Here is a 21205-nt window from a genome sequence, read left to right on the forward strand (position 1 = left end):
TCAAAAAAAGTCGTTACAGTATTAATCTCTAAATTCCCACCACCAAATAAAACCGCTGTAGCAAGATTTTATGAAAATGCTATTAGTCAATAATTTCAGAAAAATTTGAAACTTAGAATCAACGAATTAGGCGAGCGCTATAACCATAAGAAATAGTTCCTAAAAAAACCGTAGGAGTTTGTTCTCCAAACCCAAACATATAAGGAGAGATGAAAAGAGCAAACCTCTACAGTTTTTTTCACAAAATCACAAATTTATAGTAGCTTAATGACGAAAATTTAGATGAGGAATAATTAGTTTAAATTAAATTTCAATAGTTACGAAAAAACAGCAACCACCCGAAATCCAATTGTATTCATTTTAATATTTTGTGGCTTAAAATTACGTTTTGCACTACGACAACTAGCTGGAAAACTATTCCATGCACCCCCACGTATTGCTCGAAGTAGAGACCTTGTTCCAACTTCAACTGGTGCCCTGAAACTGTCTTCATAATTCTGGAAGTAAACATCTTCACACCATTCCCAAAGATTACCACACATTCCTTCCAAGCCAAAATTATTAGCAGCTTGAATAAGTTCTACAGGAACCGTTTTACCTCTATATTTATCCCTTTCATATTGTTCTGGCGATCTACCATAACCATAATGAGAATCATAATTAGCAACATCTGGAGTAATTGTTTCACCAAAATAAAAAGGAGTAGTAGTATTAGCACGACAAGCATATTCCCATTGTATCTCATTTGGTAATCGAAATTCACCTTCAAATTTTTGACTTAACCTATCACAAAATTCCTTTGCTTCCTCCCATGAAATAGTTTCCACGGGTAACTTTGCTCTTTCCAGATCATTCTCGCCAAATGTTGAAGGTTTATCATTCAAATCTAACTCAACTTTTGGTAATTGTGCTACCTTTTCCCACTGTATTTGAGTAATTGGATATCTGCTCATGTAGAAGGTTTTTACAGGGAAATTACTTTGTTTTTCGTTGCTTCCTCGTTGAGACTCATTTTGAGGAGAACCCATTTTGAACGTACCCCCCCGAATAAATACCATGTCAAGCTTTATATTATTGCCTAAATCAAGTTCAAAATGTTCATTTTTATTAGAAGTTGGCCTCAGTTGACCTCTTCTATCTAATTTTGCAACATAAAAATTAAAGGTTCGATCCGTGGGTTTACCCTCGGTACTTCTGGCAGTTTTTGGTAAAATTAAGTCTATGAAAACCTCTATTACAAGTACCCCTAAAAAGATTAAGAAGTTTCGTCTTTTGTTAGTAGTAAGTAATTTTTCTATGTTAAACATTTTTCGTTCAAATACTAAATTGATTTGTTTATTTCTACTTGTTTCACTAATTACTATAGCAGGTTGTAATACTCTCAATCAAAAACCAGAACCTTTCAACGCTAAAGGTTGTAAAGATATAGGGATTTTATTACCAGCTACAGGAGGAGAAGCAGGACGTTGGGAAGAATACGATCGCCATTTCTTAGAAAAAGGAATTATTGACAATATAAAAGGTGTTACTATTCGTTATTTTAATGCTAATAGTAAAAAAGGTGTACAAGAACAACAAGCAAACTTAGCTCTCAAAGGGGGAAGTTGTATTTTGATTGTTTCTCCTGTCGACCCTGAAGAAGGTATTAATATAGTTAAAAAAGCTAAAAATCAGGGAGTTCCAGTAATTGCTTATGACCGCTTAATTGAACATAAGGACTTAAATTTTTACATTTCTTTTGATAGTCAAAAAGTAGGTGAATTCCAAGCAAATTATGTTATCGATCAGTTAAATCAAGGAGAAAATAGTATATATAAATTAAAGTCGGGAGATAATTTAGTAATGATTAATGGTGACATTAAAGATCCAAATACTAAACTAATACAAGAAGGTTGGTTTCTTAGATTACAAAGTTATTTTGATGGTGAAAATGATCAACAACTAAATCTTATTTTTCCAAAAGATAAAGGTGATTCTGAATATTTTATGGATAATTGGAATGGTAGAAGAGCAGCAAAAAAGGTTAAGCAGTTATTGAAAGATTATCAAAATAATATCCAAATTATCTTAGTTGCTAACGATGGAATGGCAAATCAAATAATTGGAATTTTAGGCGATAAAAAAGGTGAAATACTGATAACAGGACAAGATGGAAGTCGGCAAAGCGCAAGAAATATTGTCAGGGATTATCAAGGAATAACAATTTATAAACCGACTAAACTTCTTGCCGAAAAAACTGTCGAGCTAGTTGTGGCTTTAAGTAATGGTGAAAATACCGAGTCTCTCATTAATAATACAAATATAAGAACAAAAGACGGAGACATAATTCCCTCCATTTTATTAACCCCTAAACCTGTGACTAAAGATAATATTGAAATTTTGATTGAAGATGGCATAGTTTCAAAACAGGAGCTTTGTCAAGAGATACAAGGAACTTGTCCATAAGGATAATTAAGCAATTAAAAAAAAACTAAATTAAGCAGGTAGGCACGAAAAAAACTAACAACTTCCCTACAGATTTATCATTTTTTTAATGAGGAGATAAATATGAATAAACTTCAAGGTTCTGTAATTATTTTATTGAATAGCAATAATGAAATTTTGCTGGTACTTAGAGATGATAAAGATTCTATTCCATTTCCTAATACCTGGAATTTATTAGGAGGAATTTTAGAAAATAACGAATCTCCAGAAGAATGTATCCGCAGAGAAATAAGAGAAGAGATAGAAATTGAATTAGGAAATATTAACCTCTTTCAAAAGTACAATATTTACGAGCGCGAACATTATATTTTCTGGAAACAAATAGATTTAGATTTAACGCAAATTAAACTTAATGAAGGTCAGCGTTTAGCTTATTTTAGTAAAGATGAATTAGACAAACATCAACTTGCTTTCCAATGTAATGAGATTTTGAATGATTTTTTTTCCCTGGTTTTATAGAAGCTATTTTGTCTCTTGATCCGCGTAAAAATTTTTGAGTTACGAGTCGGGAGTGGAAATTAGGAAACATAGGAAAAATATTGAAAAATACTCCTTTATTAAACAGGATTCAGTCGCGCAACCCCTCCTTGCTCGGCGAAACGTTTTTGGAGCGTTGCTCTAATCCCCTTTACATGAGTCAACTTCAGTAGGGGCGAACGGCCGTTCGCCCCTACTGACTTCTAACTTCTAACTTTCTTCCCTCCTTTTTTCTCTAAAAATTTTCATCTTCTGAAGCTACCGACAAATACTTGCTTTTGCCTCATCAAATATTTCCATCCATGTATATCAATGTGCAAAACCACCAACATTTGCATTCTATTAAGCACCCGAAAAAAATCGCCCGTAAAAGGAGATAGTCATTGCATCTTCAAAAAAATTGTGATATCGTAAGATTAGATGGGGTAACTCGCCCATACACATGATTTTTTATTCAACTAAAATTTCTGGCTAAGAGGGGAATAAAACTCCATTACGCTCCGCGATAGAACTCGGTTCCGCTAGGCGTTGGCGGAGCCTAGCGGCAGCTATATCGCTCAGATTCAGAAAATTTCCCCCAGGAGCAATACCTGAAATATTTTCATCTTCTGAAGCTACCGACAAATACTTGCTTTTCCCTCATCAAATCTTTCCATCCATCTATTCAATGTGCAAAACCACCAACATTTGCATTCTATTAAGCACCCGAAAAAAAATCCCGCGTCAAAGGAGATCGTGATTGCATCTTCAAAAAAATTGTGATATAGTAAGATTAACTGGGGTACTTCGCCCATACACATGATTTTTTATTCAACCAAAAATTTAGTAATGTTATGTCCTTTAACTTTAAATGCTAAATAACAACAGCAAAAGTTTGGTATTAGATAAATTATTAATTAAAACAACGTAAAAGCTCAGACTTTTATGATTAAAACTATTTCTTTTATTTTCTATTTCCTGTTTCCCGAATTACTACTCTCTACTCCCTACTCCCTACTCCCTAGAAAAAATTCATTTATTAATAATAGCCTGAGTCGCAAAATTTTCATTTCTTGTAGGAGAAAGAACCCTCGCTTTTAAAATAGCTGCTCCCAAAAAAGCATAAGAAACCACTCCCACAAAAGTCAAAAGAAAAATATTTAAAACCCCAGAAGCATTCCATAAGGCATGAAGAATAGAAGCAGTAAAATAACCAACTCCCAAAATTAACCAACTACTACGAGGTCTTAAAACACTTAATCCAATAAAATAACCAAAATAACCACTATAAGCCATGTGTCCGGCAACTGAACCTAAAATCCTCGGAATTAACAATTGCAATCCTACCAATTCACCCGCACCTACCCCCAATTGTAGACTAGCACTATCCACAATATTTGGAACATATTGCCCAAGAGTTTCCAATAAAGTAAATCCTACCGCTGAAGCTGTTCCTAATAAAATTCCATCCAAAGGTTCCCAAACACCTATTTTATTTCGCCAAGGAGAATGTAAATTACGACCTATTAATAATGCCAAAAACACAGGTAATGCTTTCAGCAACTCCTCCATTAATCCTGCTCCAAAAAACATCCTAATCAGGAAATTAAAAAAGCCCACTTCTTGGGGATTTACTGAAACATCACCAGGAAGTATTACACGAAATACGCCAATAAAAACTGTGAGAATTGGACTCAATAAAATCAAAACAGTTGTTAGAGCAGCTCCGAATAATATCCACCAAGGTTTTTGTTTGCCACAAAGTTGATAAACAAAATAATAAGCTGCACCAGCAATATAAGCCGCCAAAAGTAAATTAAAAGCTCCTGCATTACCAACTGTTAAAAACATTAAAACCACAAAAATTACAGTGATAATACCTGGATAAAGATAAGCTTTTTTAGCTAATTCCTTTCCTGTAGAGGCAATTGGAAATAACTGTGTTAAAGTAATAGAACCACTATCTTCAATATCTTCAACTTTAACATTACTAACAGAACTGACAGGAGGTCGATTTGGTTTTACTTGTGGTGATACTGAAGAATTTGATTTTTGGTTAGAAAGGTTGTCAAATATAAATTCTGGTCCATTGTAGCCCAAACTAATACGATCGCCCACTTGTAAAATTTGAGATCCTTGGAGTCTTTGTCCATTAATATAAGTACCATTGACACTATTTAGGTCACAAATCTCCCATCTTAAACAATTAATTGCAGTCTGCTCAGTATGAAGACGAATTAGTGCATGACGGCGAGAAACCATCTTATACATTTTTGTCTCTAGGACAATTTGACAGTTTGGATCTCGTCCTAGCATTACCTCTTCTGTCTCAGATAGGTACTTCTTTATGAGGTTTTTCTCATGTAACCTTTTTGTAGACAGTTGTCGCAAAAATGCCATTTTTTCAGATATTTGATAGTCATTTCAGTTATCAGTTATCAGTTATCAGTTATCAGCACCGATCATTAAAACCAAAAGCTTAAAAAACTGAAGTTGATTTTTTTCATCCCCTGAAAACCTTGTGGGGATTAGGGGAGAAGAGAGAAAGAGTATAGCAGTCTTGCCTGACTACTTAAGCTCTCAAAAAAATGTATTTTTCAATACTTTTTTTTCTCCGAAAAAAGCCTTTTAAAGACTTGTACATTAAGTTGTCTATGCAAAATCGTTCATTGTCCATTCTTGAATTTTTACTGATTAGCTTTAGCTTCTTGAACTGCTAAATAAAAAAGTAAGCCTGCTAGAGGTATACTCAAACTCAGAATTACCCCTGTTACTAAACTACCTAGTTCTGGTTCCCCAGAAGATAACTCAAAAACAGAGCCAACTGCTGCGATCGCTGCTATACAAGACCCACCCAAAAACAAACTTGATTTAGGAGTTCCTACCATATTTTTTGTCCAAATTTATTGATTTTTTTGTTTTTTTGTGATAAAGAAAAAATTTAGGGGTTTAGTTTACCGAAATAATTAATAATTAGGGTTTGCTGAAAAAGTATGCATGGGTTCGGGTAGGAGACAGGAGACAGGAGACAGGAGACAGGATAAATGGGTCTGGGAGCGAGGAGGTAGTCGGAAAAATTGTCCCAAGATTGTTCTACTCAACTCTTGACTAAAATCCTAAATTTTTGAACCATTACCACCTAAAACCTCGCACTTCTTGATATTTCAAAAGGCTGAAACATTGATATGTCAATACTTTTAGATTTATTCAGCAGAGCAATAATTAAACAATTAAATAATTAGATAATTCAGGTTTAAAGCCTCCCCTTGGATAGGGGAAGAAAATCAATCTTTTCCTTTTACTCAATCCTCTACCTAAAAGGGAGAGGTAATTATCCATTATCCATTATCCATTAATGAAAACCCCTAAAATATTAATAATGCTAGACCTAAGCAACAGACTTAACAGCTTTAGGAGAAAACTTATGCTTGGCCAACTCTTCATTAAGAGCCAACTTATTTTCTACTCTGTCCACAAAAAGGACACCTTGAAGATGATCCATTTCATGTTGAATTGCCCTAGATAATAATTCTTTAGCCTGAAGAGTTTTAGGGCGACCATTTTCGTCTTTATAGGCCACTTCTATCGCCGAGGGACGTTTAACATCCAAATAAACCCCAGGAATACTCAAACATCCTTCTTGGAACAAACAAATATCACTGCTGTACCTTTTAATTGTGGGATTAATCAAAACTAGGGGAGGAGTAGCAGAATTATCTGGCTCACAGTCTATAACAATAACTTGCTTTTGGACAGAGACCTGTGGTGCAGCTAGACCAATACCATCAGCAGTATACATAGTTTGGAGCATTTCTCGGACCAGTTGCCTAATATCATCATCTACTTTAGCAACTCGCTTGGCTGACTGGCGTAAAGAGCGATCGCCTAAATAATGTATTTCTAAAGGTGAATTTTTTAATTTTTCTTTTTTAACTATAATTTCAGAATTCATATAATTTTAATTTACAAAAATGTCTACATAATTATTTTATCGGTATTTTTCCTGTCTGTTGTATCAAATCTCCTTGGGTTCCCTATAAAAAAATGGTTGGTGGTGCATAGTAATGCTAGAGAGAGTGTGGGAAGTGTGGGAAGAAATTACAAAACAACATATATATCTTCTATATCTTCGCCATTCCTCAGCAGGACTACCAAAAAATGTTCTATCTTTACATAATGCCAAATTTTTTCATATTTCCCCATTCTCCCCACAGTGTTTATTTAATTACAAACACTAGCGAATTTGATTATTGCAAGTCTCTTGAGACTGGTTTCTAAGTTCTAGCAGAATGCCATTACTTCAGGGATTCATACAAATTCAACTGTAACATACAGTCCTATTAGAACAGAGTCATTTGATACCTTATTTTTTTTTGTGATAAATTGTCTAATTTGGCCTTAGTCTTTGATTTGTATAGGAAGGAACAGGGAACGGAGAACAATTGGAAAAACAGTTCCTCGTCTGAGATTTATCATCAGTCGATGTCCTAACCAATTTTTTCTTGGCTATAGATAATCATAGATAATATTTTCTAACTTTTGACTTTTGTCTGTGCAGGTTTAGTCCGAATATAATAAACATTAATCCTAGTCTCTAACTAAAGTTAACTCTTGCAATAATTGTCGATCTAATTCCCTGCTAATAATGGCAAATACTATAGGTGGGAAATTATTAGATATATTACAAAAATAATTTATATGTTTAGTAAGCAAATCCCCACTATTATATTTTTTTTAAAAAAGCAAAAATCAGGAATGCTATGAATAATAATTTTAACTCCTCTTCAGGTAATAATCCCAATTCCCGCCCTACATTAGAAAGTTCAAATGGGACCCAGGAAGCAATTACTCCGGTAAAAACAGGAATAGAGCAATTAAACTTCATAGATAACGAAATAGAACAAATGCTTCCCGCATCTCCCACAAACAATAGTTTAGTGGACAATCAAAATGATAGAGGGCCAAGAAATAGATTAGCATCCATTGTCACCCTAGTAGCGATCGCCTTAATGATTCTGGGGTTAGCTATAGATAATGTACTACTTGGTTATACCAGTGCCGTTGTAGCGATGGTAGCTTCAGTCCGCATGATTTGGCCGAGTTGGGGTAAAGTCTGGAAAACTTTGATTCCTCCAGTTTGGCGTAACCTAATTATTGCCTGCTTTGGTATCCTGGCAGCTATTGTCGGTTTACTGATGTTAAGTGGGGCAAACCAACAACCAGGTAGTCGGAATATCCAGATTAACTGGGATGCCATTGGAGCGGTGGGGGAACTTATTGGTGCGTTGGGTCAAATTTTAATTGCAATTATTGCTGTGTATGTAGCTTGGCGACAATACGTTATTTCCAAAGATTTGACAATTCAACAAAACCGTATCACTCAACAACAAACCATTGATGCTTACTTTCAAGGGGTTTCCGATCTAGCAATGGATGAAAAAGGATTCTTGGAAGATTGGCCACAGGAACGAGCGATCGCTGAAGGGCGTACAGCAGCTATTATTAAAAGTGTAGATGGAGAAGGAAAAGCGAAAATTCTCAGATTTTTATCTCAGTCTAGACTGGTGACACCTATTAAGCGCGATCGTTTATTAGGCCGCCCTATTTTTGATGGTAATGGTGGTTATGCTGAAGATAGGGAACATGGTATTCGTGTTATTGATTTAGGGGTAATGTTAGCAGGTGCTGATCTGACAAAAACAGATTTACGGTGGACTGACTTAAGTGATGCTAATCTGGTGAGAGCTAATCTTAATGGTTGCGATCTGGTAAAAGCTAATTTTTCTCGTACTATTTTGTATGAAGGAAGTTTGTTAGGCGCTGATTTGAGGGGGTCGAAATTTTTCTATGGCACTGCTGAAAATGCTACTCCCCGCAGTCGTACTCATGTACCTAACTACCAGACTGGTGCTTACACTGGTGCAGTGGTGGAAAATGTTAATTTTACTGGAGTCAAGCGGTTGTCTGATGAACAACGTTATTATTTTTGTGCTTGGTGTGGAGAAAAAAGTAGAAAAACTATACCGGGTGGTTGTGAAGGTATCCCGAATAAGTTAGGGAGTTAATGGATAATGGATAATGAGTGAGTAGGTGGGTGAAAAATTTACAAGTGTCATTGCGACTTTCACTCGTGGAAGGAAACAATCTCAGGAACGCAGGTAGATTGCTTCTGCTTTGTCGCTGCCGACGACTGTTGAATCGGATTCTATATAACTATCTTGTGACAGGAGATTAAAATATTGAATTTCTCCTGAAGTCTAAGCTTCAGGAGAGATAACGAGATATTTGGGAAGTCTATTAGCTGGAAGTCAGACTCTGAATTTTACTTTCCGATCGCCATCCAATTAATATGCCAACAGCGTTCGTTAGCATAATCTGGAGTCAGATCTACATTCTTGTATATGTACACGCGGAATCCTGTCGGTGATGCCTTGTATATTGAAGTAGCGCCCATTGTCGTCCAATGGTTACTCTTGCCATCAATAGAAGTGAAGTAAAGTGGGGTTTCGGTAAATCCTGCTTCACCGGTATCGATGTCCACATATATTCCTTTTTGGCCGTAGTCAACCCACAATGTCTCGCATGGAGTCGTGGAACCGCTAGCAATCTTGTATTCAGTTGCGGCCAACAGGGGTATGCTCTCCAGTTCGCTAGCTACAGCATTAACTGGTAATGCCAATGTGATGCACAACACAGCGCATAGTGCTATCAGCATACCTAACATCTTTTTAATGTTCATGTTTTTCTTGTCCTTGACATACTGTTTTAACAGAGGTGGTGTGGTCCCCTATTTTTGTTAGAGGTTCCTTGTTCTTTTTGGTACTTCTATGTACTTGCTGAATATCATACTATAATTTGGCTTAGTTAGAAAATAATTACTTGTTTATTCTAAATTATGTATCTTTTTTATTTTACTTATGTATCTTTTCCTACCCATCTGAATTCTGCTATACCACTTCTCCCATTTCCCAAGCTGCTTGAAAAAAATCTCGTTCGCAGAGCATGGCGTAATAATAGATTGATTCTACTTCTTCTTGAATATTGTCTGCATAAGTGTCTATCACTTTCTCTAACTTTTGCGCTAAGTCTTCAAATTCCTGACTGCTATAAGTACGAATCCAATCAGAATATTGATGTTCTGGAATTTCCGGTGTAGCTAACTGTTGCCCCAAGAAAACATACAGTCGCATACAAGGAGTCATTGCCGTAGCGATCGCCCCAATATTATTACTCCAAGCGATCGCTAATAAAAAATCTGTGTAACGTCGTGTGGCAACTCCTGGAGTAACATTTTCTAAATTTACTTCCCATTTAGCAGCATAACTTTGATGTAATTCTAATTCCTCTTTCACCGCACCTGCGAGAGTATGAAACAATTCAAATGTTTTCCAATCAGGAGATTTAGCAGCAGCAAGACTGTAAGCACGGGCAAACGCTCTCAAGAAAAAAGCATCTTGCCCTAAATAATAGGCAAAACTTTTCTGAGATAGTGTACCGTCAGCAATTCCTTGTACAAAAGGGTGAGATAAACAAGTTGTTGCTAACTGTTGATTAGTTTTCCATAGATTGTTTGATATCATAATATTTTTTAGTAGAATATATGAGTAGTAGAATATATGATATCAAATCCGGTAATATCGGTATAATTCAAGACTGTAGGGGTTTGGTCTCCAAACCCTCCACCAACTAGGAGTTTTTACCAATTATGATATCAAATCCGGTAGTATCGGTATAATTCAAGACTGTAGGGGTTTGGTCTCCAAACCCTCCACCAACTATGAGTTTTTACCAATTATGATATCAAATCCGGTAATATCGGTATAATTCAAGACTGTAGGGGTTTGGTCTCCAAACCCTCCACCAACTATGAGTTTTTACCAATTATGATATCAAATCCGGTAGTATCGGTATAATTCAAGACTGTAGGGGTTTGGTCTCCAAACCCTCCACCAACTAGGAGTTTTTACCAATACTAATGGTAGAATTATATCACTTCCGTTGCCCAGCGGATTTGATCTGAGAATATTTACAACGGGAGCAAGATGCTCCCACTGGTAAAAAATTGAATTATAACACAATAATTTATATTAAATCCACTTATTTTAGAGTTAGGAGATTCAAAAAGAGGTAAAAACTAGAAGTTTGGTAGAGGGTTTGGAGACCAAACCCCTACCTTCTTGAATTGTACCAATACTACCGAATTTAATATCACTACCAAAAAAATTATTATAGAAGTAGAAGATGATTTTTTATTCCTTTTTTCTTATTCTTTCTTTTATGAAATATTCTTTAGTAATTCCTATTTATAATGAAGAGAAAAATCTGCCCGAATTATATCGGCGCATCAGTGCAATAATGAATAGAATGGATGGAGATGTAGAATTAATTTTGATTAACGATGGTAGTCGCGATCGCTCTCTCCAAATTCTCCGAGAATTGCATCAACAAGACTCTCGAATTTGTTATTTAAGTTTTGCTCGTAATTTCGGACATCAAATTGCTGTTACTGCTGGTTTAAATTTTGCTAGAGGAGAAGTTATTGTTGTCTTAGATGGAGATTTACAAGATCCACCGGAATTAATTCCCGACTTAATTGAAAAGTGGCGTCAAGGTTATCAAGTTGTCTATGCTCAACGCACAAAAAGACATCAAGAAAGTTGGTTAAAAAGATTGCCTGCTTTTGTTTATTATCGGATTTTAAAACGTTTAGCAGATGTAGAAATTCCTATTGATACCGGTGATTTTTGTTTAATGGATAGATGTGTAGTAGATGTGTTAAATAAAATGCCAGAAACTAATCGTTATATTAGGGGTTTAAGAGCATGGGTTGGTTTTCGACAAACAGCAATAAAATTTGAAAGAGAACCTCGTTTTGCTGGAGATATTCAATATACTTTTGCCAAATCTTTAGCCTTAGCAATTAATGGTTTAGTGTCTTTTTCCAAAGTACCTTTACGACTGTCTACTTATGTGGGATTATTTGCTGCTTGCGTCGCTTTATTGATGGCTTGTTTAGTATTATATTGGCGGATTTTTTATCCAGATTCACCATTAACAGGTTTAGCGACTATTATGATGGCAATCTTCTTTTTAGGAGCCGTACAATTAGTAAGTATTGGAATATTAGGAGAATATATCGGACGGATTTATGAAGAAGTCAAAGGTAGACCCCTTTATACTTTATCTGAAGTTGTGGGGTTTGAAAATAGAAATAAACTTTCGTAGTACAGGCATCCTGCCTGTAATAGCTATACGCTTTATAGTAAGTATTTAATTCCAAAATTAATAAAAAAGGAAATTATACGATGAGTGAAAATCTTGTTTCTCTGGAAAATGTAATTAAGCAAATAGATAAAATGAATTTGGAGCAACAATTAGAATTAATTGCTTATCTTGCTAATAAAATCCAGCAATATAAATCTTTACCCAACAAAAAAAGTTCTTTAAAAAGTATAATCGGTAGTGGCAAAGGATGTTTTGCCACTCCAGAGGAAGCAGATAATTTTATTAATCAAGAGCGAGATAAATGGGAATTTTAGAAGCAATTACAGGAAAACGAGTTTATTTAGATACTAATATCTTTATTTACGCAGTAGAAGGGTATGCTGAATTTCAAGATGTATTAAATGAGTTATTTGAGACTTTTGATAATGGAAATCTCAAAGCCATTACTAGCGAATTAACTTTAGCAGAAGTTTTAGTGAAACCATTAATTGATAATAATACTGAAGTTTGTTTAAGTTATGAAAATTCTATCCAAAGTTCCCCGGTGCTTGAAGTAGTACTAATTAATCGGAAAATTATCGTAGAATCAGCTCGATTAAGAAGCATAATTAATTTAAGATTGCCAGATGCAATTCATGGTGCAACTGCAATTTTAAATGGATGCGGAACTTTTTTAACTAATGATAAACGTTTAGAAGCTCTTTCTGGAATTAATGTTGTTATTTTATCTAATTTGTTGTCTAGTTAATTATCCAAAGTAATATCATTTTCAGTTAATTATTGATAATAAAAATGTTTTGCTCGATCCCTAGATTAATCTAGATTTAGATTTAAAAAATTAATGTTGGGTTTCGCTGTTGCTCAACCCAACCTACAAAATTCCTATTTTTTAGTACAAGCATTTAAGCAAAAATCATATTAATTATCTTTCTTTTTGATTAAGAAGGCAAATGTTCTTGCAACCAAATTTCTAAATCCTCCAAACTATTAAAATCCAAAATATCTTCGGTTAAAATTTCCAAGTCTTCTAAAACCAAGCTTTCAATTTGATTACTTATTGTGGCTGGAATTTCTCCAAAACGCTTTTTTAGTAAACGCATAATTAGAGCGATCGCTTGTTTTAATCTTCCTTTTTCTTCTCCTTGTTCTTCCGCATAAATTATCCGTCCTCTTTCATCTTGCATTGCTATTGCTCGACGCTCAACTATATCTAATTCTTCTACCGTTAGATTAATTCTATTAGCAATATTTAAAGCCTTTTCTCTTTCAGAAACTTCCCCTAAATTTTCTGGGATACTATCCAATCTCGTAGCCTCTTTCAGAAAATAAATCCACTTATCAGTCAAACTGTTTAACTCTGATAAAGCTTTCTTAAATTTCGGCAATTCTAGGAAAATTAATCGTAATTGTTTGTCGAGACATTCAAAATTTTTAGTCTCCTCCTTAAACACAAATTTATTGATAAAATTATCACTCTTTTCAAACAGAATAAAATCTGTAATTGTGACGGCTATAGCTGGATTTAATAGGAGATAATCTTCTCCTGTTTCTAACTGATTGGCATAAGCTTTAGCCAGGTTGTAAGCTACTCGTTTGTTGAAACCAGCCATTCTGGCGACTTGCATTTCAATAACTACAATTGAGCCGTCTACTAAGACTGCTTTGATATCTAAATAGGTATCTTTTAAATTGATTAATTGACCCGGATTATAGGGATTAAGAATTGTTAAAGATTGAATTACTGTTTTGCCTCCATAAATTATGGCATTTAGAAAGCTAATTAAAATGTCTTGACTTTGTTGGGAGCCAAATATTTTTTTGAAGGCATAATCGACTTTGGGGTTGATAAATTTCATGGTAGTTGTTATTAGGTTTGAGTTGGCAGTTATGGGAAGTATTGAGTTATTTTAAGTATAACTTTGACAGAATTTATATAAATGGTGTATTATAGTCAAGGTATATAAATTATACCAATAAATTAGTGAAATTTTTTTCAATAAATAATAAAGTTAGGAGAATATAAACAATGATTGAACAAGAAAATGAGGTAAAAAAAGTATTAGACAACTTACCTGCTCCAAATATTGCCGTTATTGGACTCACCGGAGTTGGTAAAAGTTCTTTAATTAATGCAATTTTTGGCAGTAACATAGCTGATACTGGTGCTGGTAAGGCAATAACTCATCAATATACTAAGTATTCTCCTAATGCTTTTGATATAGATTTACCAGTAAATTTGTATGATTCACCAGGTTATGAACCAGGTTATGAGCAAGAAGATTTTGTCAAAAAAACAATTGATTTTTTGAAGGAGAAAAATCGCCAAGGGAAGGAAGAACAAATCCATCTTATTTGGTATGTGATTAGTGCTTCAGCAGCAAGATTAACGCAAGTTGATATAAATATTCTTGAAGAAATTAATCACAATTATATTCCAGCAATTATTGTTCTTTCTAAATGTGATATTGCTCAACCAAGTGAGAAAGAGCAACTCAAAAAGGTAATTGCAGAAGCTGGCTTTAGTAAGGTTTACAAAACTGTTGAAGTTGCTGCTTCCCCCCTAACTTTACCTAATGGGCAGTACATTTGTGAACCTTTTGGCATGAAAGAGTTAGTTAATCTTACAGCAGAGCTGTTGCCACAAATTTATTTAGATGCTTTTATTGTAGCTCAAATAGTAGATATTGAATCTAAAAGAGAACTGGCGTGGAAATACATTAGAGAAGCCTCATTTGCCTGTTTTGGTGCAGGAGCGACTCCTATTCCCCTAACTGCTCCTACTGCTGCAATAGGAGCATTAGCCTATATGTATAATCAAATTATTATTATATATGGTCATACTAATAAAAGTTTATTATTGGCAATATCCGGGATAACTTTAGGGGGTGTGTTGACAGTTGTCACTGATGGTTTGATCGACCTATTTAGTCTTACCTTTCCTGGAATTTCAATTCTTACAGGGGGTGCTGCTGCTACATTTACCGCAGTCTCTGGAATGGCATTTACAAATACTTGTGAGAAGCTAGCTATTGAAAAGTTAACTGGTTCAGAAACTGAGATTCAGCAACAACTAAGGGAAATTTTCCAAGAAGAATTCAGCAAGTACTCAAGTCTACGAATTTCTACACCAGATGATTTAGACAGAATAAGAAGAGATTTTATTGATAACAAAATGTAAGTTTATTCAAATTTTTTTCACCAATTAGTTTATTTGCGTAAATTCTAATTCTTACAGGACTGAGGGAAATATGCTATAAATAGCGTATAGCGCATACTAATTTATGAGTAAAATTTTGTCTTTAAATTAAGGGAATATATAACTAATGGTTGACTATGAAAATGAGGTAAAAAAATATCTAGATACTTTATCTGCTCCAAATATTGCCATAATTGGATTGACAGGGGTTGGCAAAAGTTCTTTAATCAATAAGATTTTTGGCAATAACATAGCTGATGCTGGTGCTGGTAGGGCAGTAACGACTGAATATACTAAGTATTCTCCTAATGCTTTTGATATAATAGATTTACCAGTAAATTTGTACGATTCACCGGGTTATGAACCAGGTAATGAGCAAGAATATTTTGTCAAAAAAACAATTGATTTTTTGAAGGAGAAAAGTCGCCAAGGCAAAAAAGAACAAATCCATCTTATTTGGTATGTGATTAGTGCTTCAGCAGCAAGGTTAACACAGTTTGATATAGATATCCTTGAAGAAATTAATCGCAATCATATTCCAGCAATTATTGTTCTTTCCAAATATGATATTGCTCAACCGCATGAGAAAGAGGAAGTCAAAAAGGTAATTGAAGAATATGGCTTTAACAGGGTTTACAAAATTGTTGAGGTTGCTGCTGACCCCCTAACTTTAGCTAATGGTTCGCAAATTTGCGAACCTTTCGGTATGAAAGAGTTAGTTAATCTCACAACAGAGCTGTTACCACAAATTTATTTAGACGCTTTTATTGCAGCTCAAATAGTAGATATTGAATCTAAGAGAGAACTAGCGTGGAAATATGTTAGGGAAGCTTCAATAGGTTGTTTTAGTGTAGGAGCAACTCCTATTCCACTAACTGCTCCTAGTGCGACAATAGCAGCGTTGAGCTATATGTATAATCGAATTATAGTTCTATATGGTCATAGTAATAGGGGTTTATTACTAGCAATATCAGGAATAACTTTAGGGGGTGTGCTGACAATTGTTACTGATGGTTTGATTGACCTATTTAGTCTTACCTTCCCCGGAATTTCAATTCTTACAGGCGGGAGTGCTGCTACATTTACTGCAGTCTCTGGAATGGCGTTTACAAATACTTGTGAGATACTAGCTATTGAAAAATTGACTGGTACAGAAACTGAGATTCAGCAAAAGCTAAGGGAAATTTTCCAAGAACAATTCGGAAAGTACTCAAGTCTACGAATTTCTACACCGGATGATTTAGATAGAATGAGAAAAGATTTTATTGATAATAACAAGATGTGACTTTCTTAAAGGCTATGAGCAATGAAAAGTTTTCAAATAACCCAAAGAAGAGCAAATTCTCAATTTCTCTAGGACAGTTGATGATTCTTCCAATGATTTTAGTACCAATAATCTTTTTAATTACTGATTATATAAAATTAAGATTCCCAGGAGTTGATTTTGGGGAATTAGTGCATTTTTGGGAATCTGATCAAGAGCTGTGCAACAAGGCACCGACTGGTTATATAAATCAAGCAGTGCTTATCTATGAATCTTGCCGAAAAGTTATTGATTCAACTGATAATATATCTACATTAAATTTAGAATATAAAAATGCTGGACGAGCCTGGTTTGTAATGTGGGATCAATCTATTCAAGAAGCCAAAGATAAAAATATATATCGAGCGATTAAAAAGGTCAAACGTTACTTTTCAGTAGCTGAAGAGCTTAATCAAAAAGATCCACTCGCTAAATTTTATTCAGCTTATATGGAAGATTTTGAGGATGTTGTACAAACTCCAGAAAAACTAGATTGTTTACCTGCTAGTGAGCGCTATCAAGAAGTAATTAAACTCTATCTAAAGGGAGATAATATCGAATCTGTAGGGAAAGACTTTTTTGCAGTTCTGAAATTAGCTCATTTCTTAGTTGCCCGAGATGCAAATCAAACATTTGATTTAGGCGATGAATCTTGGGATGATCTAAATGGGTATCAAAAGGCAATAGAATTATATAATAAACTTCAGGTTTCTGACAAAGATGCTAATTCTCAAGATGCTAATTATTTAGTTTTCTTGGATCAAGGTAAAGCCTATTTCTTAGATGGGAATTACCCATGGGCAGAATATTCATGGGCAAAAGCCTTAGACATAAAACCAGAGGATTACCAAATTAACTACAATAGAGGTAACTTGTTGGCGTTGCAAAGAGAATATGGGAATGCTATCAAGAGATACGACGCAGTGACAGAAGATCCAAACACAGAAGAATATTATGAAGCGCTGAGAAATTCAGGTTTTGCTCACTATATTTTCAACAACTATAAAGAGGCTAAAAATCGGTTTCAAAGGGCTCTCAAGATACTAGGTAAGCTTGATAAAGTAAATGAATCAGATGTAGAGCTGATGGAAACATATTTACAGAAAATTAAAGATGGGCAATGTGAGCAAGGTGTTTTTCTTTATACAAGTTGTTATCAAAACGATAAAACTAGAAAAAATGTTGAGAAAGACATAAAAGAAAAAGGCATTTTTACCAGTGTTTACAAAGATCGATATCGTACAAAAGATAAACCTACAGATCCATTCCTTGAAGTTGAACATGATAAATTTGATAAGTGCCGAATTCAACCAGAATTCTAATTTTGTATCTGAGAATATCCGAAAGAGGAAGGCAATTTTGAGGTTTGAGATTGCTTTCCTGACGGAATGCTCCGCAAACGCTGTCGCTCGCAATGACAGAAATACCTTTGATGACAGGTGAGGAAGTATCTAGTTTGGTTGAGAGCATTTCGATACAATAGGTTTCCACTGCTAAAGTTTTACCTTCCCTTTTTGTATTGGTGAAGCAGAAACTATAGTTATATTATCTCCGGCAAATTATCCATAATGTAGGGACGTTGCATAACAAAAATGCGTTTTCCTGAGGTCATGCTCCGCTTTCCATGTCGCGCTCGCTCGTAGGGGGCGAATGGCATTCGCCCTTAGATATCGGCTCTTAGCTGAAAACGTCCCTACGAGTTTTTATGAGAAAAATTTATTATGGTTGTTCAACTAGATTTGATCTTACAAGGTATTTCTCCAGGAACATTACAGCGCTTTTCAAATGGGTTCGCCATAACCAAAGTTTTGTAGGGAAGTTCTACGGAACCTTACTATAAGGGCGAATGCCATTCGCCCCTACTGTGGTTTACTGAAATGAAAACCGCTGTAAATGGCGATCGCCAGTTTTGGCTATAATAAAAAATAAACCTTTTCAAATTTTCCTGAAAACCAATGAACAAAACCCAAACCCAACTACCCACAGACACTTGGATAACAGCAACCTGGCAAGAATATATCCAAACCATTGAAAACCCCATTTACGAAAAAGCCAAAACTTACTACAACAACGGAAAATTTAGAATCGAAACGTCACCATTAGGATACAAGCATGGCAAAGACCACATGGTTATTACTACCATAGTTAACTTATTTGCGATGGCCAAACAGATTAAGGTAGATGGCAGAAATGACACTACTTATCGCAAAACAGGACTTCGAGCGGCTCAACCAGACGCTTCCTTTTATATTGGAGAAAATGCAGATGTAATTCATCAGGAAGCATCTATTATTGACCTAGATATTTATCCTCCACCAAATCTAGTTATAGAAGTTGCCAATACTTCCCTTGCTGATGATAAAGGGGAAAAACGTTTGCTTTATGAAGCAATGAATGTTGCTGAATATTGGATAGTTGACGTGCAGAAGGTAGAAATTATTGCCTTTGCTATTGCCAATGGAGGTAGTAAAAGAATTAACCAGTCTCAAGTTTTGCCAGGTTTAGCAATTTCTTTACTAGAGGAAGCACTGCAACGCACTTCTCAAGAAAATCAAATCCAAGTTTACACTTGGTTATTCAGTCAGTTTCAGACATAGGGAGTAGGGAATAGGAGTGAAAAACATTTCCGCACTCTAACCAATCCTTTCTTAGCTTCAGGATTTTTTTTATATCGATCGCTCGATCTGAAAAAATCCTGCTATAAATTAAAATAAACCTTTTCAATTTGTGAAAGACTCAAGTTTTCCCACAAAACCAATGAACAAAACTCAAACAAAACCACCCACAGAAACTTGGATAACAGCAACTTGGCAAGAATATATCCAAACCATTGAATACCCAAATTACGAAAAAGCCAAAAGTTACTACAACAACGGAAAATTTAGAATCGAAATGTCACCATTAGGAAACGATCATGCCACAGACCACATGATTATTACCACTATAGTCAACTTATTTGCGATCGCTAAAAATATCAAAGTAGATGGCAAAGATAACTGTACCTATCGCAAAACTGGATTTCGAGAAGCTCAACCAGACCTTTCCTTTTATATTGGAGAAAGTGCTAATGTAGTTCCTTGGAAAACATCTGTTATTAACCTAGATATTTATCCTCCACCAAATCTAGTGGTAGAAATTGCCAATACTTCTCTTTCTGATGATAAAGGGGAAAAACGTTTGTTGTATGAAGCAATGAATGTTTCTGAATATTGGATAGTTGATGTGCAGAATGTAGAAATTATTGCCTTTACTATTGCTAACGGTGGTAGTAGAAAAATTAACCAATCTCAAGTTTTGCCTGGTTTAGCAATTTCTTTATTAGAGGAAGCACTGCAACGCACTCGTCAAGAAAATCAAATCCAAGTTTACACTTGGTTATTCAGTCAGTTTCAATAGCAAGGAATAGGAAATAAGAAATAGGGAAAGGAGTGAAAAACATTTCTGCACTCTAACCAATCTTTTCTTAGCTTCAGGATTTTTTAATATCGAGCGATCGCTATTAAAAAATCCTGCTATAAATTAAAATAAACCTTTTCAATTTGTGAAAGACTCAAGTTTTCCCACAAAACCAATGAACAAAACCCAAATAAAAGCACCCACAGACACTTGGATAACTGCAACTTGGCAAGAATATATCCAAACCATTGAAGACCCAAGTTACGAAAAAGCCAAAAGTTACTACAACAACGGAAAATTTAGAATCGAAATGTCACCATTAGGAAACAAGCATGCTAACGATCATCTACTTCTCATTGCAGCAATTACTCTCTTTACCACTACCAAAAACATCATTGTGAATGGCAAAGATAACTGCACCTACCGCAAAACAGGATATCAATCAACTCAACCCGATGTTTCTTATTATATTGGCGAAAATGCTGATGTCATTCCTTGGGAAACATCTATTATTGACCTAGATATTTATCCTCCACCAAACCTAGTTATAGAAGTTGCTAATACTTCCCTTGCTGATGATAAAGGAGAAAAACGTTTGCTGTATGAAGCAATGAATGTTGCTGAATATTGGATAGTTGATGTACAGAATGTAGAAATTATTGCCTTTACTATTGCTAACGGTGGTAGTAGAAAAATTAACCAATCTCAAGTTTTGCCTGGTTTAGTAATTTCTTTATTAGAGGAAGCACTGCAACGCACTCGTCAAGAAAATCAAACCCAAGTTTACAGGTGGTTACTACAGCAGTTTCAGTCTTAGGGAGTAGGGAATAGGGAATAGGGAGTAGGGAATAGGGAATAGGAGTGAAAAACATTTCCGAGATTCTAAGATTCATCATCATTATGAAGTGCGGAATGTGGGTTAAAAATAAAAGCAAGTAACTTTTTGGAGTGAAAAAAGAGCAAGCTTTTCAGTCGCTAAAGCTCATGTATGTTGGTATCTATGAGCAAACAATATTCGATCTCCCCACACTCCCCACACTCCCCACACTCCCCACACTCCCCACACTCCCCACACTCCCCACACTCCCCACACTCCCCACACTCCCCACCCTCAGCAAACCCTAACTATTTCCTCCCCATCGCCA

Annotated in this window: 20 protein-coding genes; 13 read left to right on the plus strand and 7 right to left on the minus strand. The window is 35.2% G+C overall.

From position 1 onward, the window contains the following. Window positions 1-317: 317 nt before the first annotated feature. On the minus strand, window positions 318-1307 hold the full coding sequence (locus tag F6K40_RS11490; protein ID WP_293135691.1) for a formylglycine-generating enzyme family protein: 990 nt from the start codon (window positions 1305-1307) through the stop codon (window positions 318-320). Here F6K40_RS11490 and F6K40_RS11495 point away from each other — a divergent pair. Together F6K40_RS11495 and F6K40_RS11500 are read left to right on the plus strand one after the other, a co-directional pair. Continuing rightward, window positions 1297-2445 carry a sugar ABC transporter substrate-binding protein gene (locus F6K40_RS11495; RefSeq protein WP_293135694.1) on the plus strand — a complete coding sequence of 383 codons (1149 nt, stop codon included), beginning with the start codon at window positions 1297-1299 and terminating at the stop codon, window positions 2443-2445. The two genes, F6K40_RS11490 and F6K40_RS11495, sit on opposite strands and share 11 nt — an antisense overlap. 102 nt (window positions 2446-2547) lie before the next feature. Continuing rightward, the gene (locus F6K40_RS11500; protein WP_293135697.1) at window positions 2548-2943 is read left to right on the plus strand and encodes an NUDIX domain-containing protein; all 396 of its coding nucleotides are present in this window, start codon (window positions 2548-2550) and stop codon (window positions 2941-2943) included. Between the two features lie 1029 nt (window positions 2944-3972). Here the strand turns inward: F6K40_RS11500 and F6K40_RS11505 are convergent. From F6K40_RS11505 to def, 3 genes are all read right to left on the minus strand, one after another. Beyond that, window positions 3973-5340: a PrsW family glutamic-type intramembrane protease gene (locus F6K40_RS11505; RefSeq protein WP_293135700.1), complete on the minus strand. Its 1368-nt coding sequence runs from the start codon at window positions 5338-5340 to the stop codon at window positions 3973-3975. A 287-nt stretch (window positions 5341-5627) separates the two neighbouring features. Next, the gene (locus F6K40_RS11510; protein ID WP_293135703.1) at window positions 5628-5828 is read right to left on the minus strand and encodes a hypothetical protein; all 201 of its coding nucleotides are present in this window, start codon (window positions 5826-5828) and stop codon (window positions 5628-5630) included. A 500-nt stretch (window positions 5829-6328) separates the two neighbouring features. Then, entirely contained in the window at window positions 6329-6892 is a 564-nt protein-coding gene (gene def / locus F6K40_RS11515; protein WP_293135706.1) for a peptide deformylase, read from the minus strand. Window positions 6893-7004: 112 nt separating this feature from the next. Between def and F6K40_RS11520 the strand changes: the two genes are divergently transcribed. Together F6K40_RS11520 and F6K40_RS11525 are read left to right on the plus strand one after the other, a co-directional pair. Further along, on the plus strand, window positions 7005-7178 hold the full coding sequence (locus F6K40_RS11520) for a hypothetical protein (RefSeq protein ID WP_293135709.1): 174 nt from the start codon (window positions 7005-7007) through the stop codon (window positions 7176-7178). A gap of 522 nt (window positions 7179-7700) precedes the next feature. Next, window positions 7701-9005, plus strand: coding sequence for a pentapeptide repeat-containing protein (locus F6K40_RS11525; protein WP_293135712.1), 1305 nt, complete (start codon window positions 7701-7703; stop codon window positions 9003-9005). A 257-nt stretch (window positions 9006-9262) separates the two neighbouring features. Here F6K40_RS11525 and F6K40_RS11530 read toward each other — a convergent pair whose 3' ends face one another. Together F6K40_RS11530 and tenA are read right to left on the minus strand one after the other, a co-directional pair. Beyond that, window positions 9263-9679 carry a hypothetical protein gene (locus F6K40_RS11530; RefSeq protein ID WP_293135715.1) on the minus strand — a complete coding sequence of 139 codons (417 nt, stop codon included), beginning with the start codon at window positions 9677-9679 and terminating at the stop codon, window positions 9263-9265. A gap of 208 nt (window positions 9680-9887) precedes the next feature. Then, window positions 9888-10520 carry a thiaminase II gene (gene tenA, locus F6K40_RS11535; protein ID WP_365671087.1) on the minus strand — a complete coding sequence of 211 codons (633 nt, stop codon included), beginning with the start codon at window positions 10518-10520 and terminating at the stop codon, window positions 9888-9890. Window positions 10521-11217: 697 nt separating this feature from the next. Between tenA and F6K40_RS11540 the strand changes: the two genes are divergently transcribed. The 3 genes from F6K40_RS11540 (at window position 11218) to F6K40_RS11550 (ending at window position 12913) form a co-directional block, all read left to right on the plus strand. Continuing rightward, window positions 11218-12165, plus strand: a complete 948-nt coding sequence (locus tag F6K40_RS11540; protein WP_293135718.1) for a glycosyltransferase family 2 protein — start codon at window positions 11218-11220, stop codon at window positions 12163-12165. An 80-nt stretch (window positions 12166-12245) separates the two neighbouring features. Beyond that, window positions 12246-12479, plus strand: a complete 234-nt coding sequence (locus tag F6K40_RS11545; RefSeq protein WP_293135721.1) for a hypothetical protein — start codon at window positions 12246-12248, stop codon at window positions 12477-12479. Next, window positions 12467-12913, plus strand: coding sequence for a type II toxin-antitoxin system VapC family toxin (locus F6K40_RS11550; protein WP_293135724.1), 447 nt, complete (start codon window positions 12467-12469; stop codon window positions 12911-12913). The genes F6K40_RS11545 and F6K40_RS11550 overlap by 13 nt, the downstream gene beginning before the upstream one ends. A 190-nt stretch (window positions 12914-13103) precedes the next feature. On the opposite strand, the gene F6K40_RS11555 is transcribed toward F6K40_RS11550, so the two are convergent. Continuing rightward, window positions 13104-14021: an Rpn family recombination-promoting nuclease/putative transposase gene (locus F6K40_RS11555; RefSeq protein WP_293135727.1), complete on the minus strand. Its 918-nt coding sequence runs from the start codon at window positions 14019-14021 to the stop codon at window positions 13104-13106. 170 nt (window positions 14022-14191) lie between these two features. Between F6K40_RS11555 and F6K40_RS11560 the strand changes: the two genes are divergently transcribed. The 6 genes from F6K40_RS11560 (at window position 14192) to F6K40_RS11585 (ending at window position 20877) form a co-directional block, all read left to right on the plus strand. Continuing rightward, window positions 14192-15343, plus strand: coding sequence for a GTPase family protein (locus F6K40_RS11560; RefSeq protein ID WP_293135729.1), 1152 nt, complete (start codon window positions 14192-14194; stop codon window positions 15341-15343). Window positions 15344-15488: 145 nt separating this feature from the next. Further along, window positions 15489-16646 (plus strand): GTPase, encoded by a 1158-nt coding sequence (locus F6K40_RS11565; RefSeq protein ID WP_293135732.1) that lies wholly within the window; start codon window positions 15489-15491, stop codon window positions 16644-16646. A 14-nt stretch (window positions 16647-16660) separates the two neighbouring features. After that, window positions 16661-17986: a tetratricopeptide repeat protein gene (locus tag F6K40_RS11570; protein WP_293135735.1), complete on the plus strand. Its 1326-nt coding sequence runs from the start codon at window positions 16661-16663 to the stop codon at window positions 17984-17986. Between the two features lie 633 nt (window positions 17987-18619). Then, a complete protein-coding gene (locus F6K40_RS11575; protein WP_293135738.1) occupies window positions 18620-19261 on the plus strand; it encodes a Uma2 family endonuclease in 642 nt (213 codons plus the stop codon). A gap of 160 nt (window positions 19262-19421) precedes the next feature. Continuing rightward, on the plus strand, window positions 19422-20060 hold the full coding sequence (locus tag F6K40_RS11580; protein WP_293135741.1) for a Uma2 family endonuclease: 639 nt from the start codon (window positions 19422-19424) through the stop codon (window positions 20058-20060). 175 nt (window positions 20061-20235) lie between these two features. Beyond that, complete coding sequence (locus F6K40_RS11585) at window positions 20236-20877, plus strand: Uma2 family endonuclease (RefSeq protein WP_293135744.1); 642 nt, start codon at window positions 20236-20238, stop codon at window positions 20875-20877. The last annotated feature ends 328 nt before the right edge of the window (window positions 20878-21205 follow it).

The organism is Okeania sp. SIO3I5, assembly GCF_010672085.1.
Classification (GTDB): Bacteria; Cyanobacteriota; Cyanobacteriia; order Cyanobacteriales; family Microcoleaceae; genus Trichodesmium.

Bases quoted from the DNA above. Each gene is read 5' to 3' on its own strand.
- F6K40_RS11495 (WP_293135694.1), top strand. From the start codon at position 1,297: ATGTTAAACATTTTTCGTTCAAATACTAAATTGATTTGTTTATTTCTA.
- F6K40_RS11490 (WP_293135691.1), bottom strand. From the start codon at position 1,307: ATGTTTAACATAGAAAAATTACTTACTACTAACAAAAGACGAAACTTC.
- F6K40_RS11500 (WP_293135697.1), top strand. From the start codon at position 2,548: ATGAATAAACTTCAAGGTTCTGTAATTATTTTATTGAATAGCAATAAT.
- F6K40_RS11505 (WP_293135700.1), bottom strand. From the start codon at position 5,340: ATGGCATTTTTGCGACAACTGTCTACAAAAAGGTTACATGAGAAAAAC.
- F6K40_RS11510 (WP_293135703.1), bottom strand. From the start codon at position 5,828: ATGGTAGGAACTCCTAAATCAAGTTTGTTTTTGGGTGGGTCTTGTATA.
- def (WP_293135706.1), bottom strand. From the start codon at position 6,892: ATGAATTCTGAAATTATAGTTAAAAAAGAAAAATTAAAAAATTCACCT.
- F6K40_RS11520 (WP_293135709.1), top strand. From the start codon at position 7,005: ATGCTAGAGAGAGTGTGGGAAGTGTGGGAAGAAATTACAAAACAACAT.
- F6K40_RS11525 (WP_293135712.1), top strand. From the start codon at position 7,701: ATGAATAATAATTTTAACTCCTCTTCAGGTAATAATCCCAATTCCCGC.
- F6K40_RS11530 (WP_293135715.1), bottom strand. From the start codon at position 9,679: ATGAACATTAAAAAGATGTTAGGTATGCTGATAGCACTATGCGCTGTG.
- tenA (WP_365671087.1), bottom strand. From the start codon at position 10,520: ATGATATCAAACAATCTATGGAAAACTAATCAACAGTTAGCAACAACT.
- F6K40_RS11540 (WP_293135718.1), top strand. From the start codon at position 11,218: ATGAAATATTCTTTAGTAATTCCTATTTATAATGAAGAGAAAAATCTG.
- F6K40_RS11545 (WP_293135721.1), top strand. From the start codon at position 12,246: ATGAGTGAAAATCTTGTTTCTCTGGAAAATGTAATTAAGCAAATAGAT.
- F6K40_RS11550 (WP_293135724.1), top strand. From the start codon at position 12,467: ATGGGAATTTTAGAAGCAATTACAGGAAAACGAGTTTATTTAGATACT.
- F6K40_RS11555 (WP_293135727.1), bottom strand. From the start codon at position 14,021: ATGAAATTTATCAACCCCAAAGTCGATTATGCCTTCAAAAAAATATTT.
- F6K40_RS11560 (WP_293135729.1), top strand. From the start codon at position 14,192: ATGATTGAACAAGAAAATGAGGTAAAAAAAGTATTAGACAACTTACCT.
- F6K40_RS11565 (WP_293135732.1), top strand. From the start codon at position 15,489: ATGGTTGACTATGAAAATGAGGTAAAAAAATATCTAGATACTTTATCT.
- F6K40_RS11570 (WP_293135735.1), top strand. From the start codon at position 16,661: ATGAGCAATGAAAAGTTTTCAAATAACCCAAAGAAGAGCAAATTCTCA.
- F6K40_RS11575 (WP_293135738.1), top strand. From the start codon at position 18,620: ATGAACAAAACCCAAACCCAACTACCCACAGACACTTGGATAACAGCA.
- F6K40_RS11580 (WP_293135741.1), top strand. From the start codon at position 19,422: ATGAACAAAACTCAAACAAAACCACCCACAGAAACTTGGATAACAGCA.
- F6K40_RS11585 (WP_293135744.1), top strand. From the start codon at position 20,236: ATGAACAAAACCCAAATAAAAGCACCCACAGACACTTGGATAACTGCA.